At 35.0% G+C, this 18,849-nt stretch carries 18 protein-coding genes; 10 read left to right on the forward strand and 8 right to left on the reverse strand.

Going from position 1 to position 18,849, the window contains the following annotated elements:
• Positions 1-74 precede the first annotated feature (74 nt).
• The 3 genes from BLT04_RS00630 to BLT04_RS00640 all read left to right on the forward strand — a co-directional run bounded on the left by BLT04_RS00630 (position 75) and on the right by BLT04_RS00640 (position 1,702).
• Positions 75-524 (forward strand): SLATT domain-containing protein, encoded by a 450-nt coding sequence (locus tag BLT04_RS00630; RefSeq protein WP_089752669.1) that lies wholly within the window; start codon positions 75-77, stop codon positions 522-524.
• Positions 525-659: 135 nt separating this feature from the next.
• A complete protein-coding gene (locus BLT04_RS00635; protein WP_089752671.1) occupies positions 660-1,064 on the forward strand; it encodes a hypothetical protein in 405 nt (134 codons plus the stop codon).
• 32 nt (positions 1,065-1,096) lie between these two features.
• Entirely contained in the window at positions 1,097-1,702 is a 606-nt protein-coding gene (locus tag BLT04_RS00640; protein WP_089752673.1) for a hypothetical protein, read from the forward strand.
• 49 nt (positions 1,703-1,751) lie between these two features.
• Here the strand turns inward: BLT04_RS00640 and lpdA are convergent, their stop codons facing one another.
• A complete protein-coding gene (gene lpdA, locus BLT04_RS00645) occupies positions 1,752-3,152 on the reverse strand; it encodes a dihydrolipoyl dehydrogenase (protein ID WP_089754151.1) in 1,401 nt (466 codons plus the stop codon).
• A gap of 100 nt (positions 3,153-3,252) precedes the next feature.
• Here lpdA and BLT04_RS00650 point away from each other — a divergent pair, with 100 nt between their 5' ends.
• The 5 genes from BLT04_RS00650 to BLT04_RS00670 all read left to right on the forward strand — a co-directional run bounded on the left by BLT04_RS00650 (position 3,253) and on the right by BLT04_RS00670 (position 7,521).
• Positions 3,253-3,654 (forward strand): winged helix-turn-helix transcriptional regulator, encoded by a 402-nt coding sequence (locus tag BLT04_RS00650; protein ID WP_089752675.1) that lies wholly within the window; start codon positions 3,253-3,255, stop codon positions 3,652-3,654.
• Between the two features lie 328 nt (positions 3,655-3,982).
• Positions 3,983-5,146, forward strand: a complete 1,164-nt coding sequence (locus BLT04_RS00655) for an iron-containing alcohol dehydrogenase (protein ID WP_089752677.1) — start codon at positions 3,983-3,985, stop codon at positions 5,144-5,146.
• 216 nt (positions 5,147-5,362) lie between these two features.
• A complete protein-coding gene (locus tag BLT04_RS00660) occupies positions 5,363-5,824 on the forward strand; it encodes a lipocalin-like domain-containing protein (protein WP_089752680.1) in 462 nt (153 codons plus the stop codon).
• Positions 5,825-5,886: 62 nt separating this feature from the next.
• Entirely contained in the window at positions 5,887-6,540 is a 654-nt protein-coding gene (locus BLT04_RS00665) for a GDSL-type esterase/lipase family protein (RefSeq protein WP_089752682.1), read from the forward strand.
• Positions 6,541-6,549: 9 nt separating this feature from the next.
• Entirely contained in the window at positions 6,550-7,521 is a 972-nt protein-coding gene (locus BLT04_RS00670) for a tetratricopeptide repeat protein (protein ID WP_089752684.1), read from the forward strand.
• A gap of 28 nt (positions 7,522-7,549) precedes the next feature.
• Here BLT04_RS00670 and BLT04_RS00675 read toward each other — a convergent pair whose 3' ends face one another.
• The 3 genes from BLT04_RS00675 to BLT04_RS00685 all read right to left on the reverse strand — a co-directional run bounded on the left by BLT04_RS00675 (position 7,550) and on the right by BLT04_RS00685 (position 11,342).
• Positions 7,550-8,902, reverse strand: a complete 1,353-nt coding sequence (locus BLT04_RS00675) for a DEAD/DEAH box helicase (RefSeq protein ID WP_089752686.1) — start codon at positions 8,900-8,902, stop codon at positions 7,550-7,552.
• 224 nt (positions 8,903-9,126) lie between these two features.
• The gene (locus BLT04_RS00680) at positions 9,127-9,630 is read right to left on the reverse strand and encodes a hypothetical protein (protein WP_089752688.1); all 504 of its coding nucleotides are present in this window, start codon (positions 9,628-9,630) and stop codon (positions 9,127-9,129) included.
• Positions 9,631-9,692: 62 nt separating this feature from the next.
• Positions 9,693-11,342 carry an ABC1 kinase family protein gene (locus tag BLT04_RS00685; RefSeq protein ID WP_089752690.1) on the reverse strand — a complete coding sequence of 550 codons (1,650 nt, stop codon included), beginning with the start codon at positions 11,340-11,342 and terminating at the stop codon, positions 9,693-9,695.
• Between the two features lie 102 nt (positions 11,343-11,444).
• On the opposite strand from BLT04_RS00685, the gene BLT04_RS00690 reads away from it, so the two are divergent.
• Complete coding sequence (locus BLT04_RS00690; RefSeq protein ID WP_170828401.1) at positions 11,445-11,666, forward strand: hypothetical protein; 222 nt, start codon at positions 11,445-11,447, stop codon at positions 11,664-11,666.
• Between the two features lie 104 nt (positions 11,667-11,770).
• Positions 11,771-11,926, forward strand: a complete 156-nt coding sequence (locus BLT04_RS18825) for a bacteriocin-like protein (protein ID WP_170828402.1) — start codon at positions 11,771-11,773, stop codon at positions 11,924-11,926.
• A gap of 59 nt (positions 11,927-11,985) precedes the next feature.
• Here BLT04_RS18825 and BLT04_RS00695 read toward each other — a convergent pair whose 3' ends face one another.
• The 4 genes from BLT04_RS00695 to purH all read right to left on the reverse strand — a co-directional run bounded on the left by BLT04_RS00695 (position 11,986) and on the right by purH (position 18,548).
• On the reverse strand, positions 11,986-13,485 hold the full coding sequence (locus BLT04_RS00695) for a carbon-nitrogen hydrolase family protein (protein WP_089752691.1): 1,500 nt from the start codon (positions 13,483-13,485) through the stop codon (positions 11,986-11,988).
• 429 nt (positions 13,486-13,914) lie between these two features.
• Positions 13,915-15,444 carry a glutamine-hydrolyzing GMP synthase gene (gene guaA, locus BLT04_RS00705; RefSeq protein ID WP_089752695.1) on the reverse strand — a complete coding sequence of 510 codons (1,530 nt, stop codon included), beginning with the start codon at positions 15,442-15,444 and terminating at the stop codon, positions 13,915-13,917.
• A 219-nt stretch (positions 15,445-15,663) separates the two neighbouring features.
• Entirely contained in the window at positions 15,664-16,902 is a 1,239-nt protein-coding gene (purD, locus tag BLT04_RS00710) for a phosphoribosylamine--glycine ligase (protein WP_089752697.1), read from the reverse strand.
• A gap of 128 nt (positions 16,903-17,030) precedes the next feature.
• Complete coding sequence (gene purH, locus BLT04_RS00715; RefSeq protein ID WP_089754153.1) at positions 17,031-18,548, reverse strand: bifunctional phosphoribosylaminoimidazolecarboxamide formyltransferase/IMP cyclohydrolase; 1,518 nt, start codon at positions 18,546-18,548, stop codon at positions 17,031-17,033.
• Between the last annotated feature and the right edge of the window lie 301 nt (positions 18,549-18,849).

The raw sequence follows: 18,849 nt of genomic DNA on the forward strand, positions 1-18,849 counted from the left end.
AAAAAAAATTAATTTATATATCTTAATATACTTTCTTAGAATTAATTCAATAACTTTATTTAAAACTATTTACCATGAAAGAAGATTCTATAACAGATCCTTTTTATCTTCAGACACAAAAGGAAATCAACAGGATTGAAAGAAAAGCCGATCATTACATCTTGCTTTTCTATTTTATCAGAATTACTCAAATTATTTTTGCAGGAATAATTACTGTTTTGGCGGGAATGTCGGAAATTAATGATCTCAGTGAATCCAAAATTATTTTGATTCTGGGAGCTGTAACAACTGCAATTACAGCATTTGATACTTTATTTCAGGTTGACAATAAGAAAAATACTTATAAACTTGTTTTATTCGAGCTCAGAACTATCAGAGCCGAGATCGTATATGAATTTATGAAATCAGGAGGAATTAATGATGAATTTAAAGCCACATTTTTAGGAAAATACCAAAAGGCTACTTCATATGCAAGGGACCTGATTAGTACAGATATTGATAAATCGAAAGAGGTTAAAAAATAATAATTTTGACATTACTAATTGCCAGCTTGCACAGGTTTTAAAAATATTTAGGGCTCGTCATAATAGCTCAATTTTATTATAATTTGAATACAAAAATTTAAATGATTAATTTTACACATCACAGAAATTAATCCTATGAAAAAAATATTCATATTCCTTGTAATGGCTTTTATTTTCACCGCTTGTGGAGACGATTGCTATAACGCGCCTCAGCCGATTGCCTTTAAATTCGTTGATTCCAATGATCAAAATTTAATCACGAACGGAACGCTAACAGCGTATTCGGTTAAAGAAGAAAATCAAACCGGAATACAGCTCACAAAAACCAATGATGATATGGTCATTTTAGAAAATGTGGGAGCTTATAACGGTACAAAAAATTATACTTTTAACTCTAATATAAAAAACTTTAATTTTTCAATTCAATCTTCTGAATTTAAAGGAGGCTGTGATGGTTATCAGATCAATAAATTAACGTTTACAGGCATAAATATTGACGTAACAGACGAAAAAGGATACTATAAAATTGTATTGGAATAAATTTTGACCTTGCTCAATTGCAAAACAACAGCATGAAATTATTATTTCCCACTTTATTATTAATATCCGGTTTAGTTTTCAGTCAGAAAGCTATTCCTTCTGATTTCGAAAAAATCCCTGAGATCCTCGATAATACCGAGTTACTCTACCCTTTTATCGTTCCCGACAAAAAATTTGATTATTGGTCCGTCCTTCGCAATAATCCTGATCCTGATAAAGCCATTATTTATGAAAGTCAGATGCCTAAGTTGATGACGATCAATGATTCGGCACCGGAAAAAGGTTTCTTTCAGAAATGTTTGGGAGAAAATTGCTTTTCATATATCATCGCTTGTGAAAACAGCCAGTCAAAATATTTTTCGAATGAACAGCAATTAAGAGATTTTATAGGATTTGTTGATAATCTACCGGAAGCGATTTTAATAGCAAACACTTATGGTTACACCGTTGACAGCACAAATAGGCTGAGCAGTTCGTACAAAATCGAAGATAAAAATATTTCGTTATATCTTTCAAAAACGAAAAACTGTCCGCTCACCAAAGAATCTTTTTTCATCAAGATCAATAGAAAAACCGGAAAACTGGAAGCAAAAAGCAACGGAATTTATTTCAAAAGCGAAGATTGCACCACTCCATAAAAAACAAAACCGCCCCATTTCAGAGCGGTTTCTTTATTTTAATAAATTCTTAAATATTAATCGCACCTTGTCCGGAAGCAATTAAATAAGCATCTTTCAACGTTTCAGAATACGTCGGATGCGCGTAAGAAATTCTGAACATATCTTCTGCTGTAATCTCATATTCCTGGGCAATTACGCCCTGAGCAATCAAATCGGCGGCTCTGGCTCCAATTATATGAATGCCGAGAACTTCACCATATTTCGGATCAACCAGGACTTTTGAAAAACCATCCATATCCATTGACGCTCTCGCTCTTGCACTCGCAGAAAACGGAAATTTTCCGACGTTGTAAGGAATATTATTTTTCTTCAAATATTCTTCGGAATAACCTACAGAAGCGACTTCCGGCCAAGTATACACCACAGAAGGAATTCTGTCGTAATGAATATGATGCTTTTGTCCGTTGATCGTTTCCGCCACCAAAACACCTTCTTCTTCCGCTTTATGAGCCAACATTGCACCGCCAATTACGTCACCGATCGCAAAAATATTGGAAACAGCAGTCTGATTATTTTCATAAACTTTAATAAATCCTCTTTCATCCAGTTCAACTCCGGTATTTTCCAAGCCAAGATCTTTTGTGAAGGCTTTTCTTCCGACTGCGACCAAAACATATTCTGCTTCCAGTTCGTTTTCTGTACCGTTTTTATCTTTAAATAAAACTTTTGCGGAAGATCCCAAATTCTCAGCTTTGTAAACGCCTTGATTTAATCGAATATCAATTCCTTCTTTTTTCAGGATTTTGTGAAGACTTTTTCCTAATTCCTGATCCATTGTAGAAATCAGATTATCAGCGTATTCTAAAATTGTTACCTGAGTTCCGATACGATTGAAAATTGAAGCCATTTCTACGCCGATCACTCCTCCACCAATGATTACCATTGATTTTGGCTGTTCTTTTAAAGATAAAGCTTCGGTCGATGTGATGATTCTCTGTTTATCAATTTCAACCCCGGGAATTGTGGATGGTTTTGAGCCTGTTGCAATGATATAATGTTTTGCTGTAATGTCAATTGTTTCATTTTCACTGACAATTTTTATGGTGGAATTATTGACAAAACTTGCCGTTCCTTTCAATCGGGTGATTTTATTTTTATTCATTAAAAAATCAAGTCCTGCGGTGTTTTTTGCGACCACTTCTGATTTTCTTTTGTACATCCGCTGAAAATCGAGCTCGATTTCATTTAATTTAATTCCGTGTTCGTTAAATTTATGATGAGCTTCAGAAAAATGATGAGTACTGTCCAGCAAAGCCTTTGTAGGAATACAACCAACATTGGTGCAGGTTCCTCCCAACGTATCATATTTCTCAATAATTGCAGTTTTGTACCCGAGTTGTGCCGCTCTGATTGCAGCAACGTATCCACCAGGTCCTGAGCCGATTACGGCAATGTCATAATTTTGCATTTGATTTATTAATTTTTTATGATTAAATTTACTTTTATTTTGCAAGTAAAATTAAAACAAAAACTTTCATTTTGCAAGCAATATGTTAACTATTGATAGTATGAATAAAAAGAGATCAGACTGCCCTATCAGTTGCTCCCTGGAAATGTGGGGTGATAAATGGTCATTATTGATTATACGTGATCTGATGATCAAAAAAGAATGTACTTATGGAGATTTTCTGAAAGCCAATGAAAAGATTGCGACCAATATTTTAGCTTCCAGACTTCAAAATTTAGTGGAAAACGGAATTATCGATAAAAAAAATCATCCTGATAATAAATTGAAATTCCACTACTTTCTCACAGAAAAAGGGATTGATCTGATTCCTTTGATTGTTGAAATAAATCTTTGGAGCGATAAATACATGACGATTCCTGATGACAGAAAAAAACTGGTGGAGGATATCAAAAAGGATAAGGAGAAATTTATTGAAAGAGCAAAGGCGTATCTTTCTAATTGATTTTAAATTTAAAAAATTTACACCACGTTTTTATTTCCGTAGGAATCTAAACAATGATTTTTACAATTCAATCTCTACAAAATAAGTCTAGATTCCTACGGAAAGACAAACGCGTTGGTTATCTTGATGGTTTAATATTATATTGCTTAGTATCAATGAGATTGCTTCGTCGCTTCTGAAATACTTTCGCAGACCTTCTGTCTGTTCGCAATGACAAGCAAAAAACTAAATAGTTTTAATAAAAATCAATCATAACAATTTTAAAACTTCCTTAACTTAATTTTCACTTTGCATTCCGTAAATTTGAATAAAATAAATTTAAGAACAAATGCTTAATTTCGAGTTTAAAAATCCAACAAAAATACTTTTCGGAAAAGGTGAAATTGCTAAAATTTCAAAAGAAATCCCAAAAGACGCTAAGATTTTAATGATTTACGGTGGCGGAAGCATCAAAAACAACGGCGTTTACGATCAGGTAAAAGAAGCTCTGAAAGATCATGAATTATATGAGTTCGGTGGTATTCCTGCTAATCCTGAGTATGAAGTCTTAATTAATGCTTTAAGTTTCATTAAAGAAAAAAACGTTACTTTCCTTCTGGCTGTCGGTGGTGGTTCTGTAATTGACGGAACAAAATTCCTTTCTGCAGCGGCAAATTACGCCGGTGAGCCCTGGGAAATCCTAAAAAAGCCTGTACGAACTTTTGAAGGTGAAGGAATGCCTTTCGGAAGTGTTTTAACATTACCGGCAACGGGTTCTGAAATGAATTCGGGATATGTTATTTCAAGAAGAGAAACTAATGAAAAATTGTCAGCAGGCGGTCCGGGACTTTTCCCACAATTTTCGGTTTTAGATCCGGAAGTGGTGAGATCAATTCCGCAAAGACAGATCGTAAACGGATTGACAGATGCTTACACGCACGTTTTGGAGCAATATATGACAGCACCTTCTTCGGCTGATCTTCAGGAAAGAATCGCAGAAAGCATTTTAATCAGCTTGCAGGAAACTGCTCCAAAAGTGTTGGCTGATGATTTTGATTATGATGCTGCAGGGAATTTCATGTGGTGCTGCACAATGGCTCTGAATGGCTTAATTCAGAAAGGAGTTATTACAGATTGGGCGGTTCATGCGATGGGACATGAATTAACGGCTTATTTCGGCATTGATCATGCAAGAACACTGGCTGTGATCGCTCCGTCTCATTACCGTTATAATTTTGACTCTAAAAAAGGAAAATTAGCTCAATATGCTGAACGGGTTTGGGGAATAAAAGACGGGACTGTTGAAGAAAAAGCCGAAGCAGGAATTAAAAAATTAGAAGAATTTTTCCACAGCTTACATATCCAGACTAAGCTTTCAGAATATACGGAAGACTACAAAGGAACCGCAGAAAGAGTTGAAAAAGCCTTTACAGAAAGGAATTGGCTAGGTTTGGGTGAATACAGAAAACTAACTCCGCAGGACGCTTACAAGATTGTTGAGATGAGTTATTAAAATGAGGGTTTAGATAATAGGAATTAGGATGTAGAGTTAATTTTTAATGTTAAAATTTTATTTAACTTGTTTTAAGCTAAACCCTAATTCCTATCACCTAAGCCCTATCCTTTTCTCTAAATTATATTTTTTACAAACATTCGTTTAAAAAACCTTAATTTCATTACAGATATTTCAAATTTATTTATATTTTAGCATATTCTTAAATTTGTGAAAATGAAAAAACAGCTACTTTTATTTGCCTTTTCCGCGATGGCGCTTACTTCTTGTGAAGATGATGATATTCAGGGATATGAATTAGATATGATGAAGGGAGACTGGAAAACAGCCAAAACAGAAGTAATATCAGGAAAGGATAATAAAACTGTCATTAATACCAGTATACCGTCAGGTTGTAGTGCTAAAAACAATACGTATTTCAGAACTGACTATTATACATCTTATACCGCTTATACAGGAGCTGGGGCAGATTGCCAGGTAAACGGAACATCTGAAGGTACTTTTACCTACGATACCGAAACAAAAAACCTGAACATCAAGTATAATAATGACACCGAAAGACCTTACAAGGTTGTGATACTCACGAGCACAGAATTAAAAGTAATGGAACTTTTTGATGCAATCGACCAGGATGGCGACCTGATAAAAGACAACGTTTACATTACTTATAAAAGATAAAAACCAGACTCTCGAATTTTTCGGGAGTTTTTTATGAGACGTATTACTTAAATTATTGAACAATGAAGAAGATGTTATCGGCATTCTTAATGCTGACTTTTGCCCTTTTCTTTTCACAGGAAAAAAAGCCGATGTTCTGGCAAGACATTCAGAATTTCAAAAAATCAGATCAGGAAAACCCACCGCCGAAAGATGCCATTCTTCTGGTCGGAAGCTCGTCTTTCACAAAATGGACGGATGTTGCCAGCTATTTTCCGGATAAAACAATTATCAACAGAGGTTTTGGAGGTTCGCGACTGACAGATCTTAATTATTATGCAAATGATCTTTTAAACTATAAGCCTAAACAGATCATCATCTATTGCGGTGAAAACGATTTTGCCGACAACCACAAATTAAAGGCAAAAACGGTGGTAGAAAGATTTAAAACTTTTTATCAGAAAATCCGTGAAAAATTTCCCAATATTGAAGTTGATTATATTTCAATAAAATATTCTCCAAGCCGCGAGAAGCTTTGGCCACAAATGAAAGAAGCCAACAACAAAATTGCCGCATTCATGAAAAAACAACCTAATGCAGAATTCATAGACATCACAAAAGTAATGCAGGATTCCAACGGAAATGTAAGAAAAGACCTTTTCGTAGAAGATATGCTTCACATGACACCGGAAGGCTACAAACTTTGGACGTCTGTAATGAATCCTTACATGAAATAATTTTTAAACATGATAAAAAAACAACTAACCATTTTAATTACGATTTTCATTTGTTCTTTTGCATTTGCTCAAAAAGAAAAAGACAAATTACCATCATCTGAAAAAATTCTTAAAGAAATTTCTGAAAAAGCCTGTAAATGTATCGATTCTATTAATGGATATAATAAGGCGAAAGATGCTGTTAATAAAGAAATCAGTGCCTGTATTGACAAAGATGTACTTGTCTATTCGATGACCAAAACTTTCGCAAAAACAAGCGATGATATTGAAAGCGGGAAAATTAAAGATAAAAAAATTGATGTAACTATTAATTCTAATCCTCAATCTGACGAATATAAACAAGCTTATTACGAAATTGAAACGGCTTTAATGGATAACTGTACAAGTATTAAAGAATTGGTTTCAGCAGCGGAAACCAGTCATGATTTAGTGTCAAAAGATCCTGTAGCTCTTGACTTTTACAATAAGGCAATTGAGGCTTCCGGAAAAGAAGACTGGAAGGAAGCAATAAAAAATTACGAACAGGCAGTGAAAAAAGATCCCAAATTCATCTACGCATGGGATAATTTGGGAATTTGCTACAGAAGAACAGGAGAATATGATAAGGCACTTGAAGCATATAGAAATTCATTAAAAATAGATCCAAAAGGTAAAATGCCTCTTCAAAACATTGGTCTTACCTATGTTTATAAAAAAGAATATCAAAAAGCAATTAATGCCTATTTAGATTTTGATAAAGTACATCCTAACGATGCAGAAGTCTATTACGGAATCGGTCAGATTTATTATGATCATTTAAAAGATAATGAAAAAGCCTTAGATTATATGTCTAAAGCTTATAATATTTATACTGAACAAAAATCACCCTACAGAACGGATGCCGAAACAATCATCGGATATATTTATAAAAAGATGAAAGATGAAGGTAAAACAGATAAATTCAAGGAAATCCTACAAAATAACAAAATTCGTTTAGAATAGACAAAAAACTCCCGAATTGGGAGTTTTTTTATTTCTTTCTTTTAGACTTTGAAATCGCTTTCTGTTGCGCTCTGTTGGCTCCGAACTTCTTGGGAGCTTTTCTTTTTGTTGGCCCGCCCCAGTTTTCTTTTTTATTTTTCTCCTTTTTCTCATGAAAAGCACCTCCACCATCAAATAGCTTGACTTGATTTGGATTTTTCATAACGATCTGATCTTCTTCGGAAGCGATCTTTTTAGGATTAATTTTAACCGTTTCAGGGAAATCAATGAATTTTAATTCTTTATCCATTAATAATTCGATATCAAGAACTAGCGGCTCTTCTTTTTTCGTTACAAAAGTGATCGCTTTACCATCCTTGTCTGCCCTACCCGTTCTACCGATTCTGTGAATATACTGTTCCGGAACTTCAGGCGTTTCGAAGTTGATAACATGGGTAATATCCGAGATATCAAGACCTCTCGCCATAACATCTGTTGTAATCAAACCTCTGATCTCTTCATTTTCAAAGCTTTTCATTGCTTTTAATCTGTAATTCTGAGATTTATTAGAGTGAATTACGTCAAACTGATCAGGGAAAAGCTCATCAATTTTAATAAATAATAAGTCTGAATTCTTTTTATTATTCGTGAAAATCAACACTTTGGACATATCCGTATTGTTTTTCAATAAATGTTCAAGCAAATTGATTTTTGTATTGAAATTTTCAACTTTATATGCTGTCTGATCAATTTTTTCAAGCGGAGTTCCTGATTTTGCCAATGAAATTTCGATCGGACCTGCAAAATACTGCTCCAGCATTTCATCCACAGCATCAGTCATCGTTGCAGAGAAAAGAATGTTTTGTCTCTTGTCTCTCATCATTTCGAAAATGTGTGTTAATTGTGGCCTGAAACCTAAATTAAGCATCTCATCAAACTCATCGATGATCAGTTTCTGAACTTCTTTCAGTGAAATAGCATTATCAATCGCTAAATCCATAATTCTTCCCGGTGTTCCTACCAAAATATCGCAGCCATCATTAAACAGCAGCTTTTGTGTATTGATATTTTTACCACCATAAATTCCGATCACTCTTGCAGTAAGATTCTCCGTTAATTTTTCAACAATTTCAGTTACCTGCACTACCAATTCTCTTGTAGGAACCAAAACTACAACCGTTGGATTTCCGGTCTTGTTATATTTCCAGGTTTTAAGAACAGGCAGCAGATACGCCAATGTTTTTCCGGTACCTGTCTGTGCAATTCCCATCACATCTCTCCCGGAAAGTATAGGTCCTATACTCTTTTCCTGAATAGGCGTGGGTTCAAACAATTCAAGGTCTGCCAAAACATCCAGAACCTTAACCGGTAAATCAAAGTCTGCAAAAGTGAGTTTTTCCATTTTGCAAAGATAGGCAATTAATTTATTTGTAAAATTTAAGTTAAAAAAGCTTTCAGACCGGAAGATATTTAGTTTAAAATTCTAGATTTTGGATTTAATGTTAAACTATAAATGCTTCGACAGGCTCAGCATAACATTTCTAATACTAACTGTATTTTAACAGCAAATTTTTAGCGATGTCATGCTGAGCCTGTCGAAGCATTTTATATACAAATCTATTAAAATTAATTAACCTTCACACTTTTGCTGATAATTTTAATATCATCATCCTTCCAGACACTTGTCGTAATAATTACATAACCTTTCTTTTTCGGATCTTTTTTAATCGGGAATTTTTCATCCTCCCACTGCGAACAATGAGTAGAAATCGGTGCTACCAAAGGTTGCCAATCATTATTTTTATACGTATAAACATAAAGCGGATGCCAGCAACTTGTACACCAATCGGGATAAAAACCGATGTCATCTTTTCCGTCGTTATTTAAATCTTTAAGATTGTACAAAGTTCCGTTTTTAGCAGGTGCAATCGTGAACGGTTTAATTTTTTTATCACTAAAATAGATGATCGTTTCGCATTTTCCATCACAATCATCGCTGCAATCGCTTACTTTTGTGTAGGCATATTCTTTTGTTCCGTTTCCGTCGTAGTCACCTAGAGTTCCTTCATCTTTCTGACCGAAAATTAAAGAACTGCAGAATGTTAGAGCGAATAAGATTAATATTTTCATTGGTGCAAAATTTTATTTAATAGTAATTGACGCAAACTGGTGTGATTTTTCTTTTTGATAAATTATTTCCTGGTAATTCTCAGCAAAATAATAATCACCAATAAGATTGAAAAAATAAAACCCAAAACCGCAACCAACGACATCTCACCTATTCTCGGACCCGATTCTGAAACAAAAACAATGGCTGTCGCAATAATATTTGCCCCCAAAATCATGGCTAAGATCAGATTAACAATACTTGATTTTATTAATTGATTGGTCTTTTCAATATTCTTAATTTCGCTTGAAACGGTGAATTTATTTTCGTCTAATTTTTGTAAAACAGAACGCAGCTCTTTTGGGATTTCATCTACATTATCCGTGAAATTCATCATCCGGTCCATTCCGGTTTTTAAAATATTCTTCGGACTGATCTTTTTTGTGAATATTTTTTTTGTGTACGGATGAAGGCTTTTAACAATATCCAAATCAGGATTAATGGTTCTTCCAACGCCTTCAATGAGGCCGATTCCTTTAAATAAAAGATAAAAATAATCCGGCATATGAAGTCGGTTATCTTTTAAAACATCTTTCATTTTATTAATAATCAACTGAGGATTAATCTCTTTCAAAGACGAGCTGTGAACGAAATTCAAAATATCCTCAACATCATTTTCAAATCTCCTTTCATCCGGAATCTCATAGCTTATCGCCATTTTCTTAAGATATCTTACAATTTTATGGGCATTTTTAGCAACAAAACTTACAATTAAATTTTCAAGAATTTCTTTATCATTCGGTTGAATTTTTCCTACAGCACCAAAATCGATGAAAACTACTTTTTCGTCTTTTTTCACCAAAATATTTCCCGCATGAGGATCAGCATGGAAAAATCCGTAATCTAAAATCTGCGAGACAAAAAGTCTTAATCCGGTTTCTGAAACCTTGACCGGATCAATATTATTAGCTAAAAGTCCGGCTTTATCGGTAACTTTTATTCCATCGATAAATTCCATACAAAGAACATTGTTGTTGGAAAATTCTTCATAAATCTTCGGAACATATGTTTCTTTATTATTTTTAAAATTTCTGGCAAATTGTAGAATATTATCCTTTTCATTAATTAACGAAACTTCTTCCAGTAAAGATTTTTCAAAAGTGGAAATCGCCTGCTTTAAATTCAGCTTTTCTCCTATTTCAGAATAAGAGGAAACAAGTTTTTCCAAATCTTTGATTAACAATAAATCATCTTCGATAACCGTCTGTACATCAGGTTTTTTAATCTTTAAAATCACCTCATTTCCATTCAGCAATGTTGCCTGATAAACCTGTGCAATTGAGGCTGTTGCCAAGGGTTCTTTCTGAACATCCAAAAAATGCTCTTTAACAGAAATATTAAATTCATTTTCAAGAATTTCTTCGACATTCATTTCAACTTTGTCTACCTTATCCTGCAGTTTCTGCAATTCCTGAACAAGCTCAGGCGGAAGCAGATCTTCCCTGTTGCTGAAGGTCTGCCCAAGCTTCACAAAAGTGGGTCCCAACTCCTCCAAAACTAGCCTGATTCTCTCGTAAACCGTACCTTTTGATATGATTTCATCAGGATTATCGGACACATCTTCGTGTTTATTTCCGCCATTCATCCTTGCCAACATATCTTTAAAGCCATATTTACTTAATACGGAAATTAATCGGGCTGATCTTTTGAGTTTTCTGTGTTGCTTGTCAAACATATTGTATGAAATAAGAGTGCAAATTACTCCAAAAATTGTTCCTTAAGATCATATTTTACTTAAATTATCTAATTTTAAAACTTAAATTAAAATAGAATCCTAATGACTGAATTAGAATTGAAAAACATACTTGAAATTTGTAACAATGCAACAAAAGCTCCTTGGAAATCATACGTTGAGGGAAGAGATTTTACTTCAGGTTCTAATTTTATAATGACTGGAGAAAACGAAAATCAAGATTATAATATAGAATTTTTAAAAATTAAACCTGAAGATCAGGATTTTATTGCAATGGCAAGAAATGTAATTCCTCAATTAAATTGACGAAATCATGAAACTTAAATCTCAACTATAAAATAATTAATTCATAAATTATTTTTAACTTTATAATCACCAAATATTAAAACTAACCTATAAAAAATATTAAAATGAAAAATTTAAAGAAAGTATCAAGACAACAAATGAAAAGTATTTCCGGAAGCGGAATTATCAGAAACTGCTCAAACAAATGCTGTCCGGATGACGGAAGACCAAGATGCCCGGGATTGATCTGTCCGGCCGTTCTTTGTCCGCAATTAGCTTAAAATCAATAAATTGTTAGATAAAACAAAAAAAAGACTGCACCTTATGATGCAGTCTTTTTTTACTTCAGATACGTTTCGTACAAATCTTTTCTTCGGTCTTTCATCACCTGAACCGAGCCATGATGATGGAGATCTTTTAATAAATTTAAATCTACATCCACGATCAAAGTCATTTCTGTATTTGGTGTTGCTTCACCTTTAACTGCGTTCGACGGAAAGGCAAAATCGGAAGGCGTAAAAACCGCAGCCTGGCCAAACTGGATATCCATATTATTAACTCCCGGAAGATTTCCGACACAGCCGGCAATCGCCACATAACATTCGTTTTCAATAGCTCTGGCGGCGGCGCAATGGCGAACACGCATATAAGCATTCTGAGTATCAGTTAAATAAGGAACAAAAAGGATTTTCATTCCCTGATCGGCTAAAATTCTCGGAAGCTCCGGAAATTCAACATCATAACAGATCACAAGACCAATTTTCCCGCAGTCGGTATCGAAAACTTTGATCTCATTTCCGCCTTTCATTCCGTAATATTTTCTTTCGTTGGGCGTGATATGAATTTTCCGGTACTCATCAATTCGGCCGTCACGGTGAAGAAGATAACTCACATTATACAGATCATTATTTTCAAAAACAGGCATGCTTCCAGAGATGATATTAACGTTGTAACTTATCGCCAATTCTGAGATTTTCGCCTTAATCTCTTCTGATAATTTTGCCAGCTCAATCATACTATCACGCTCCGAAAGATTGTTGAAAGGCGCCAGCAAAGGCGTATTAAACAGCTCCGGAAATAAGACAAAATCCGATTTATAATCGCCCATTACATCTACAAAAAATTCCACTTGCTCATAAAATTCATTTATATCTTTGAAATGTCTCATCTGCCACTGTACCAATCCAAGACGAATGATGCTGTCCTGCATTGTGTTGGGTTTTTTACTGTAATAAATATTGTTCCATTGCAGTAAAACGGCATTTTCCTTTGAAGATTCGTCTTCCGGAAGATATTTCTTCAACACTCTGATTGGCAGAAAGTTGTTGGAGAGCTGGAACGACAAAACGGGATCATAGATTTCCTTGTCTCTCACCCTTCTGATATATTCTCTTGGTGATAGTTCGCTATGTTTATGATAATTCGGGATTCTCCCGCCTAAAATGATGGACTTAAGATTCAGTAATTCGCATAATTCTTTTCTTGCATCGTACAATCTTCTCCCCAATCTCAGTTCACGATACTCGGGATCAACGAAAATTTCGATTCCGTATAAGACATTTCCGGTTGATAAGTGGGTGTTAAAAGTATAATTTCCCGTGATATCGCTGTATGTATGATCATCACCAAATTCATCATAATTCACAATAATGGAAAGTGCAACAGCTGCCAATTTTCCGTCTACTGTTATGCAGATCTGTCCTTTAGGAAATATCTTGGTTAATTTTTCGATGCTTTTTTTAGACCAGACATATTCTGACATTTGAGGATAGGCGCGTCTCATTGTTTCGACCAATCCGTCATAATCCTGAACTGTCAGGGTTCTCGTTTCTATTTGCATTTGAAGTAATTTTACTTAAATTTAGGGAAAATTTAAACAAATCCTATTTAAATAGAATTAAAGATTTTATTAAAAATTTCTTATAACAAATGAAAATCTACGCGTTAATTCAAACCATAAGTATTACAATTATTTTTGCCTTAAGAATTTTTTATGCTGATTCCACAATTAATGTTTCACATAATTTGAATTTATTATTTAATTCAAATATCAATACTGGTGATGCAAAAAGTTTTGTTTATTTTTATTTAATGTTGTCAATGATATTAAGCTATCTTATTTTCCATAAGCACTGGATATTTAAAGCTATTTATTGTTTATTAATTTGTATAAATATTTTACTGATTGTATTTTCATTAAAGCAATTTTAAGCTTAAAATAAAAAATCCCGCCCAAAGGCAGGATTTGTATTTAAAATTCAAGTCAAAATTATTCCCACTCGATGGTTGCCGGCGGTTTGCTTGAAATATCGTAAGCTACTCTGTTGATGCCTCTTACTTCGTTAATAATTCTGCTGGAAACAGTATCTAAAAACTCGTAAGGAAGTCTGCTCCATGTTGCTGTCATAAAGTCGATGGTGTTTGCAGAACGAACTACAGCTGTGTATTCGTACGTTCTTTCATCACCCATTACTCCGACGGATTTTACGGGAAGAAGCACTACAAAAGCCTGAGAAACTTTTTCATACAAATCATTTTTATACAATTCTTCGATGAAAATATCGTCTGCTTCCTGTAAAATTCTCACTTTTTCAGCATCTACAGCTCCTAAAATTCTGATTCCCAAACCAGGACCAGGGAAAGGGTGTCTGTGAACCAAATGATGAGGAATACCCAATTCTTCACCCACTTTTCTTACTTCATCTTTGAATAATTCTCTCAAAGGCTCCAATAATTCGAAATCCATTTCTTCCGGAAGTCCGCCAACGTTGTGGTGAGATTTGATTACTGCTGAAGGTCCGTTTACAGACTGGCTTTCAATTACATCCGGATAAATCGTTCCTTGAGCTAAGAATTTAGCACCTTCAATTTTATGAGATTCTTCATCAAAAACGTGAATAAATTCATTTCCGATGATTTTTCTTTTGGCTTCAGGATCATCAACTCCTGCTAATTTTGATAAAAATCTTTCAGAAGCATCCACCAATTTAATGTTCATATGGAAATGTTCTCCATAATTGTCCATTACTTTTTTGCCCTCGTCTTTTCTCAATAAACCTGTGTCTACGAAGATACAAGTCAATTGATCACCGATCGCTCTGTGAATTAAAACTGCTGCCACAGAAGAATCTACGCCTCCTGAAAGCCCAAGGATCACTTTGTTATCACCTACTCTTTCACGGATTTCTGAGATTGTTTTATCGATATAATTGGTCAGCTTCCAGTTTTTCTCTGCATTACAGATTCCGAAAACGAAATTCTCCAACATTTTCCCTCCTTCTTCGGTATGCGAAACTTCAGGGTGAAACTGTACACAATAGATTTTTCTTTCTTCATTTGAAATAGAAGCAATTACACCGGATTTTGCGTTTAATTCAAAACCTGCAGGCAATTCTCCAACTTCGTCAAAGTGACTCATCCAGACAATAGAATTCTGAGTAACGCCTTTTAACAAAGAACTTTCTTTAATGATATCTAAATGAGCTTTTCCATATTCACCTTTTACGCCTTTATGAACCTTTCCGCCCAAAAGATGTGCTGTCAACTGCATTCCGTAGCAAATCCCCAAAACCGGAATTCCCTGCTCGTACAATTCTTTTTTAACCAAATGAGCATTTTCCGCGTTTACAGAACTTGGTCCGCCGGAAAGGATAATTCCTCTCGGCTGTTTTTCTAAAATAGTTTCTAATGGTGTATTGAAAGGCAAAATTTCAGAATATACCCCCATCTCACGGATTCTTCTTCCGATAAGCTGGTTGTACTGTGATCCGAAATCTAATATGATAATACCGTTATTCATTTTTATAATTGATAAATGATGATTGATAATTAATTGTTCCGGGTTTCACCCGGAGCTATTGTTGTTTCGCCCTTTCAGGGCTCTCCAAACTCTTTTAAGTTTTGGCTAAAGCCTATTCTATAATTTAACTTTTTAATCGGGCTAAAGCCCGATCCTATTGATGAAATCTTTACAAAAAAAGACTTGGAAACTGCTCCAAATCTTTTTTCGTGATTTATTTTAAAACTTTCCGATGTCTTCTCTGTAGAAGCCGTAATCGAAATGTACATGACTTGCATCTTCATAAACTTTTTTGCGGGCGTCGTCGTAAGTTGCTCCGGTAGCTACGATGTTTAATACTCTACCACCGTTAGAAACTACTTTATCACCTTTTCTGACTGCACCGGCATATAGAAGTTTGCTGTGTTTCATTTTATCTTCGCCAACGATTTCAAAACCTGTCTCAATGTTTCTTGGATAACCTCCCGAGCACATCACAAGGCAAACCGCTTTTTCGTCTTTAAATTTAAGCTCGATGTCTTTTCCTTCCATACAGTCGTTGATCACGTCTAACAGATTGTTTTCCATTAAAGCCATCAATACCTGAGTTTCAGGATCTCCGAATCTCATATTGTATTCAAGAAGGTAAGCTCCGTTTTTGGTAACCATTAATCCGAAGAAAATGATGCCTTTAAAGCTGAAACCTTCCCCTTTAAGACCTGCAACGGTTGGCTGTAAAATATTTTTCTCGAAATCTGCATAATGTTCCGGAGTAAATTCAGGGCTTGGAGCCACTGAACCCATCCCCCCTGTATTGGGTCCCGTATCACCGTTTCCTGCTTTTTTGTAATCTTTAGCAGCAATACATGGGAATAGCTTTTCACCGTTTGAGAAAGCGATGATAGAAGCCTCAAAACCTTCTAAATATTCTTCGATAACTAAACGAATTCCGGCATCACCATAAATTCTACGAATCATGAAATCGTGGATCGTGGCTTCAGCCTCTTCTAAAGTATCGCAGATGACAACTCCTTTTCCACCAGCCAAACCGCTGGCTTTCACTACCAAAGGAAATTCCTGGGTCTGCACATATGCTTTAGCTTCATTATATGAATCAAATACTACAGCTTTTGCTGTTTTGATATCATAGGTCTGCATAAATTTCTTAGAGAAAGCCTTACTTCCTTCTAAGCTTGCTACTTTTTGAGTTGGACCAAATACTTTAAGATCATGCTTCTTAAATTCATCCTTCAGACCAGCTACAAGCGGTGCTTCCGGACCCACGATCGTAAGATCTACTTTTTCCTTAATGGCAAAATCTCTAAGTTCTTTAATCTCTGATAAATGAACATTTTTTCCTATTACATCAGTGGTAGCGTTTCCGTTGGCAAAAAACATTTTAGTAACTCTGGAGTCATTCTGAAGCTTTGCTGCCAGAGCAGATTCTCTTCCACCTTCACCTATGATTAATATTCTCATACTTTATTTAATTATCTAGTCTATACTTTACAAATATATAATTTAAAATTAAAAAATTGAAAGATTAAGGAATTAAGAAAACCGCATAACGGCCTCTTAATTCCTAAATATCTGAATCTCTTATTATTTTAATGGAAAAAATGTCTGATTCCAGTAAACATCATCGGAATTTTGTGCTCGTTTGCCGCATCGATGCTGTCCTGATCTTTTACACTTCCTCCCGGCTGGATGATCGCTGTGATACCTTCCTGAGCGCAGAAATCAACTACATCACGGAAAGGGAAAAATGCGTCAGAAGCTAAAACCAAATCACCTGAGAATTTTTCTTTTGCTCTTTCAATTGCCTGTTGAGTTGCCCAGATTCTATTCACCTGTCCGCCTCCGATTCCGAAAGCCTGAATTCCGTTTGAAACAACAATTGCGTTTGATTTAACGTATTTTACCACTCTTTGAGAGAAAAGTAATGCTTTTTTCTGTTCTTCTGTCGGCTGCGTTTCAGTAACCACTTTAATATCATCAGAGAAGATACTGTCGTTGTCCTGAACTAAAATTCCGCCGTCAACCTTCACCCAGGTCTGCTTGTCAGAAACAGGGTTAACGATTTTTATAATTCTTAAATTTTTCTTTTTTCTTAAAATTTCCAGAGCATCCTCATCAAAATCCGGAGCCATTACGATTTCCAGGAAAGTTTTGTTTAATTCTTCAGCTGTTGCAGCGTCAACCTTGTAGTTGGTAGCAACAATTCCGCCAAAGATGGATACAGGATCACATTCGAAAGTTTTCTGATAGGTTTCCAATGCTGAAGTTCCGATTGCAACGCCACAAGGGGTAGAGTGTTTTACAGCACAACAAGCCATTTCTTCTTTGAATTCGTTTACTACTTTCCAGCAAAGATCCATATCACGAAGGTTATTGAAAGACAATTCTTTACCTCCCAATTGCTCGAAATCTTTCATCGCTCCGTTCTCGAAAGTCGAAACATAATACGCTGCTGTCTGATGAGGGTTTTCACCGTATCTTAAATCAGCAACTTTTTTATAAGATGCATTTAAATAAGTAGGATAATCTTCTTCTAAAAGCATTCTCGAAATAGCCGCATCATAAGCAGAAGTAAGGTTAAATACTTTTCCTGCCAGCTTTTTACGTGTTTCAATGTACGTGTCACCGTTTTGCTCCATTTCGATTTTTACGGTTGCATAATCTTCAACATCAGTAATTACGGTTACAGAATCAAAATTCTTAGCCGCCGAACGAAGCATTGAAGGACCTCCGATATCGATGAATTCCACCTTTTCATGAAGAGAAATGTTTTTGTTAACATTTTCAAAGAAAGGATAAAGATTTACGATCACCATGTCGATCAAATCAATTCCGTGCTCCTGAACCGTTTTCATGTGCTCTTCGTTGGAACGAACCGCCAACAATCCGCCGTGAACTTTCGGATGCAGTGTTTTCACTCTGCCATCCAACATTTCAGGAAAATTGGTAACCTCATCAATCTGAATTGGATTTAAACCAGCGTCATTCAAATGTTTAAACGTCCCTCCCGTAGAAATTAATTCATAGTTCTGGGCTTCTAAAAACTGTGCAAATTCGATTAATCCGCTTTTGTCAGAAACACTGATTAAAACTCTCTTTTTACTCATTTTACTTTCGATTTTTTTCATAGGATCTTCTCCTATGCTTGTTTAAATCGTTCTTACTCTACAATCTGATAGGATTTTCATCCTATTCTGATTTAAATCGTCCCTTCGGGACTCTTTTTAGCACAAGAACTTTTACTTCAATTTTTACTTTTTACAGCTATTCCAAACTGTAAACCGGGTCTTTCACTTCCGGTTTTACTTTATTTTACTTAGATTTTTCTTTTTTATCGAAATATTTCAAAATCTAAATGTGTCTTTTCTTAATTTTTAAAGAGATGCTTCGACAAGCTCAGCATGACAT

Origin of the sequence: Chryseobacterium soldanellicola (genome assembly GCF_900100115.1) — a bacterium.
Classification (GTDB): domain Bacteria; phylum Bacteroidota; class Bacteroidia; order Flavobacteriales; family Weeksellaceae; genus Chryseobacterium; species Chryseobacterium soldanellicola.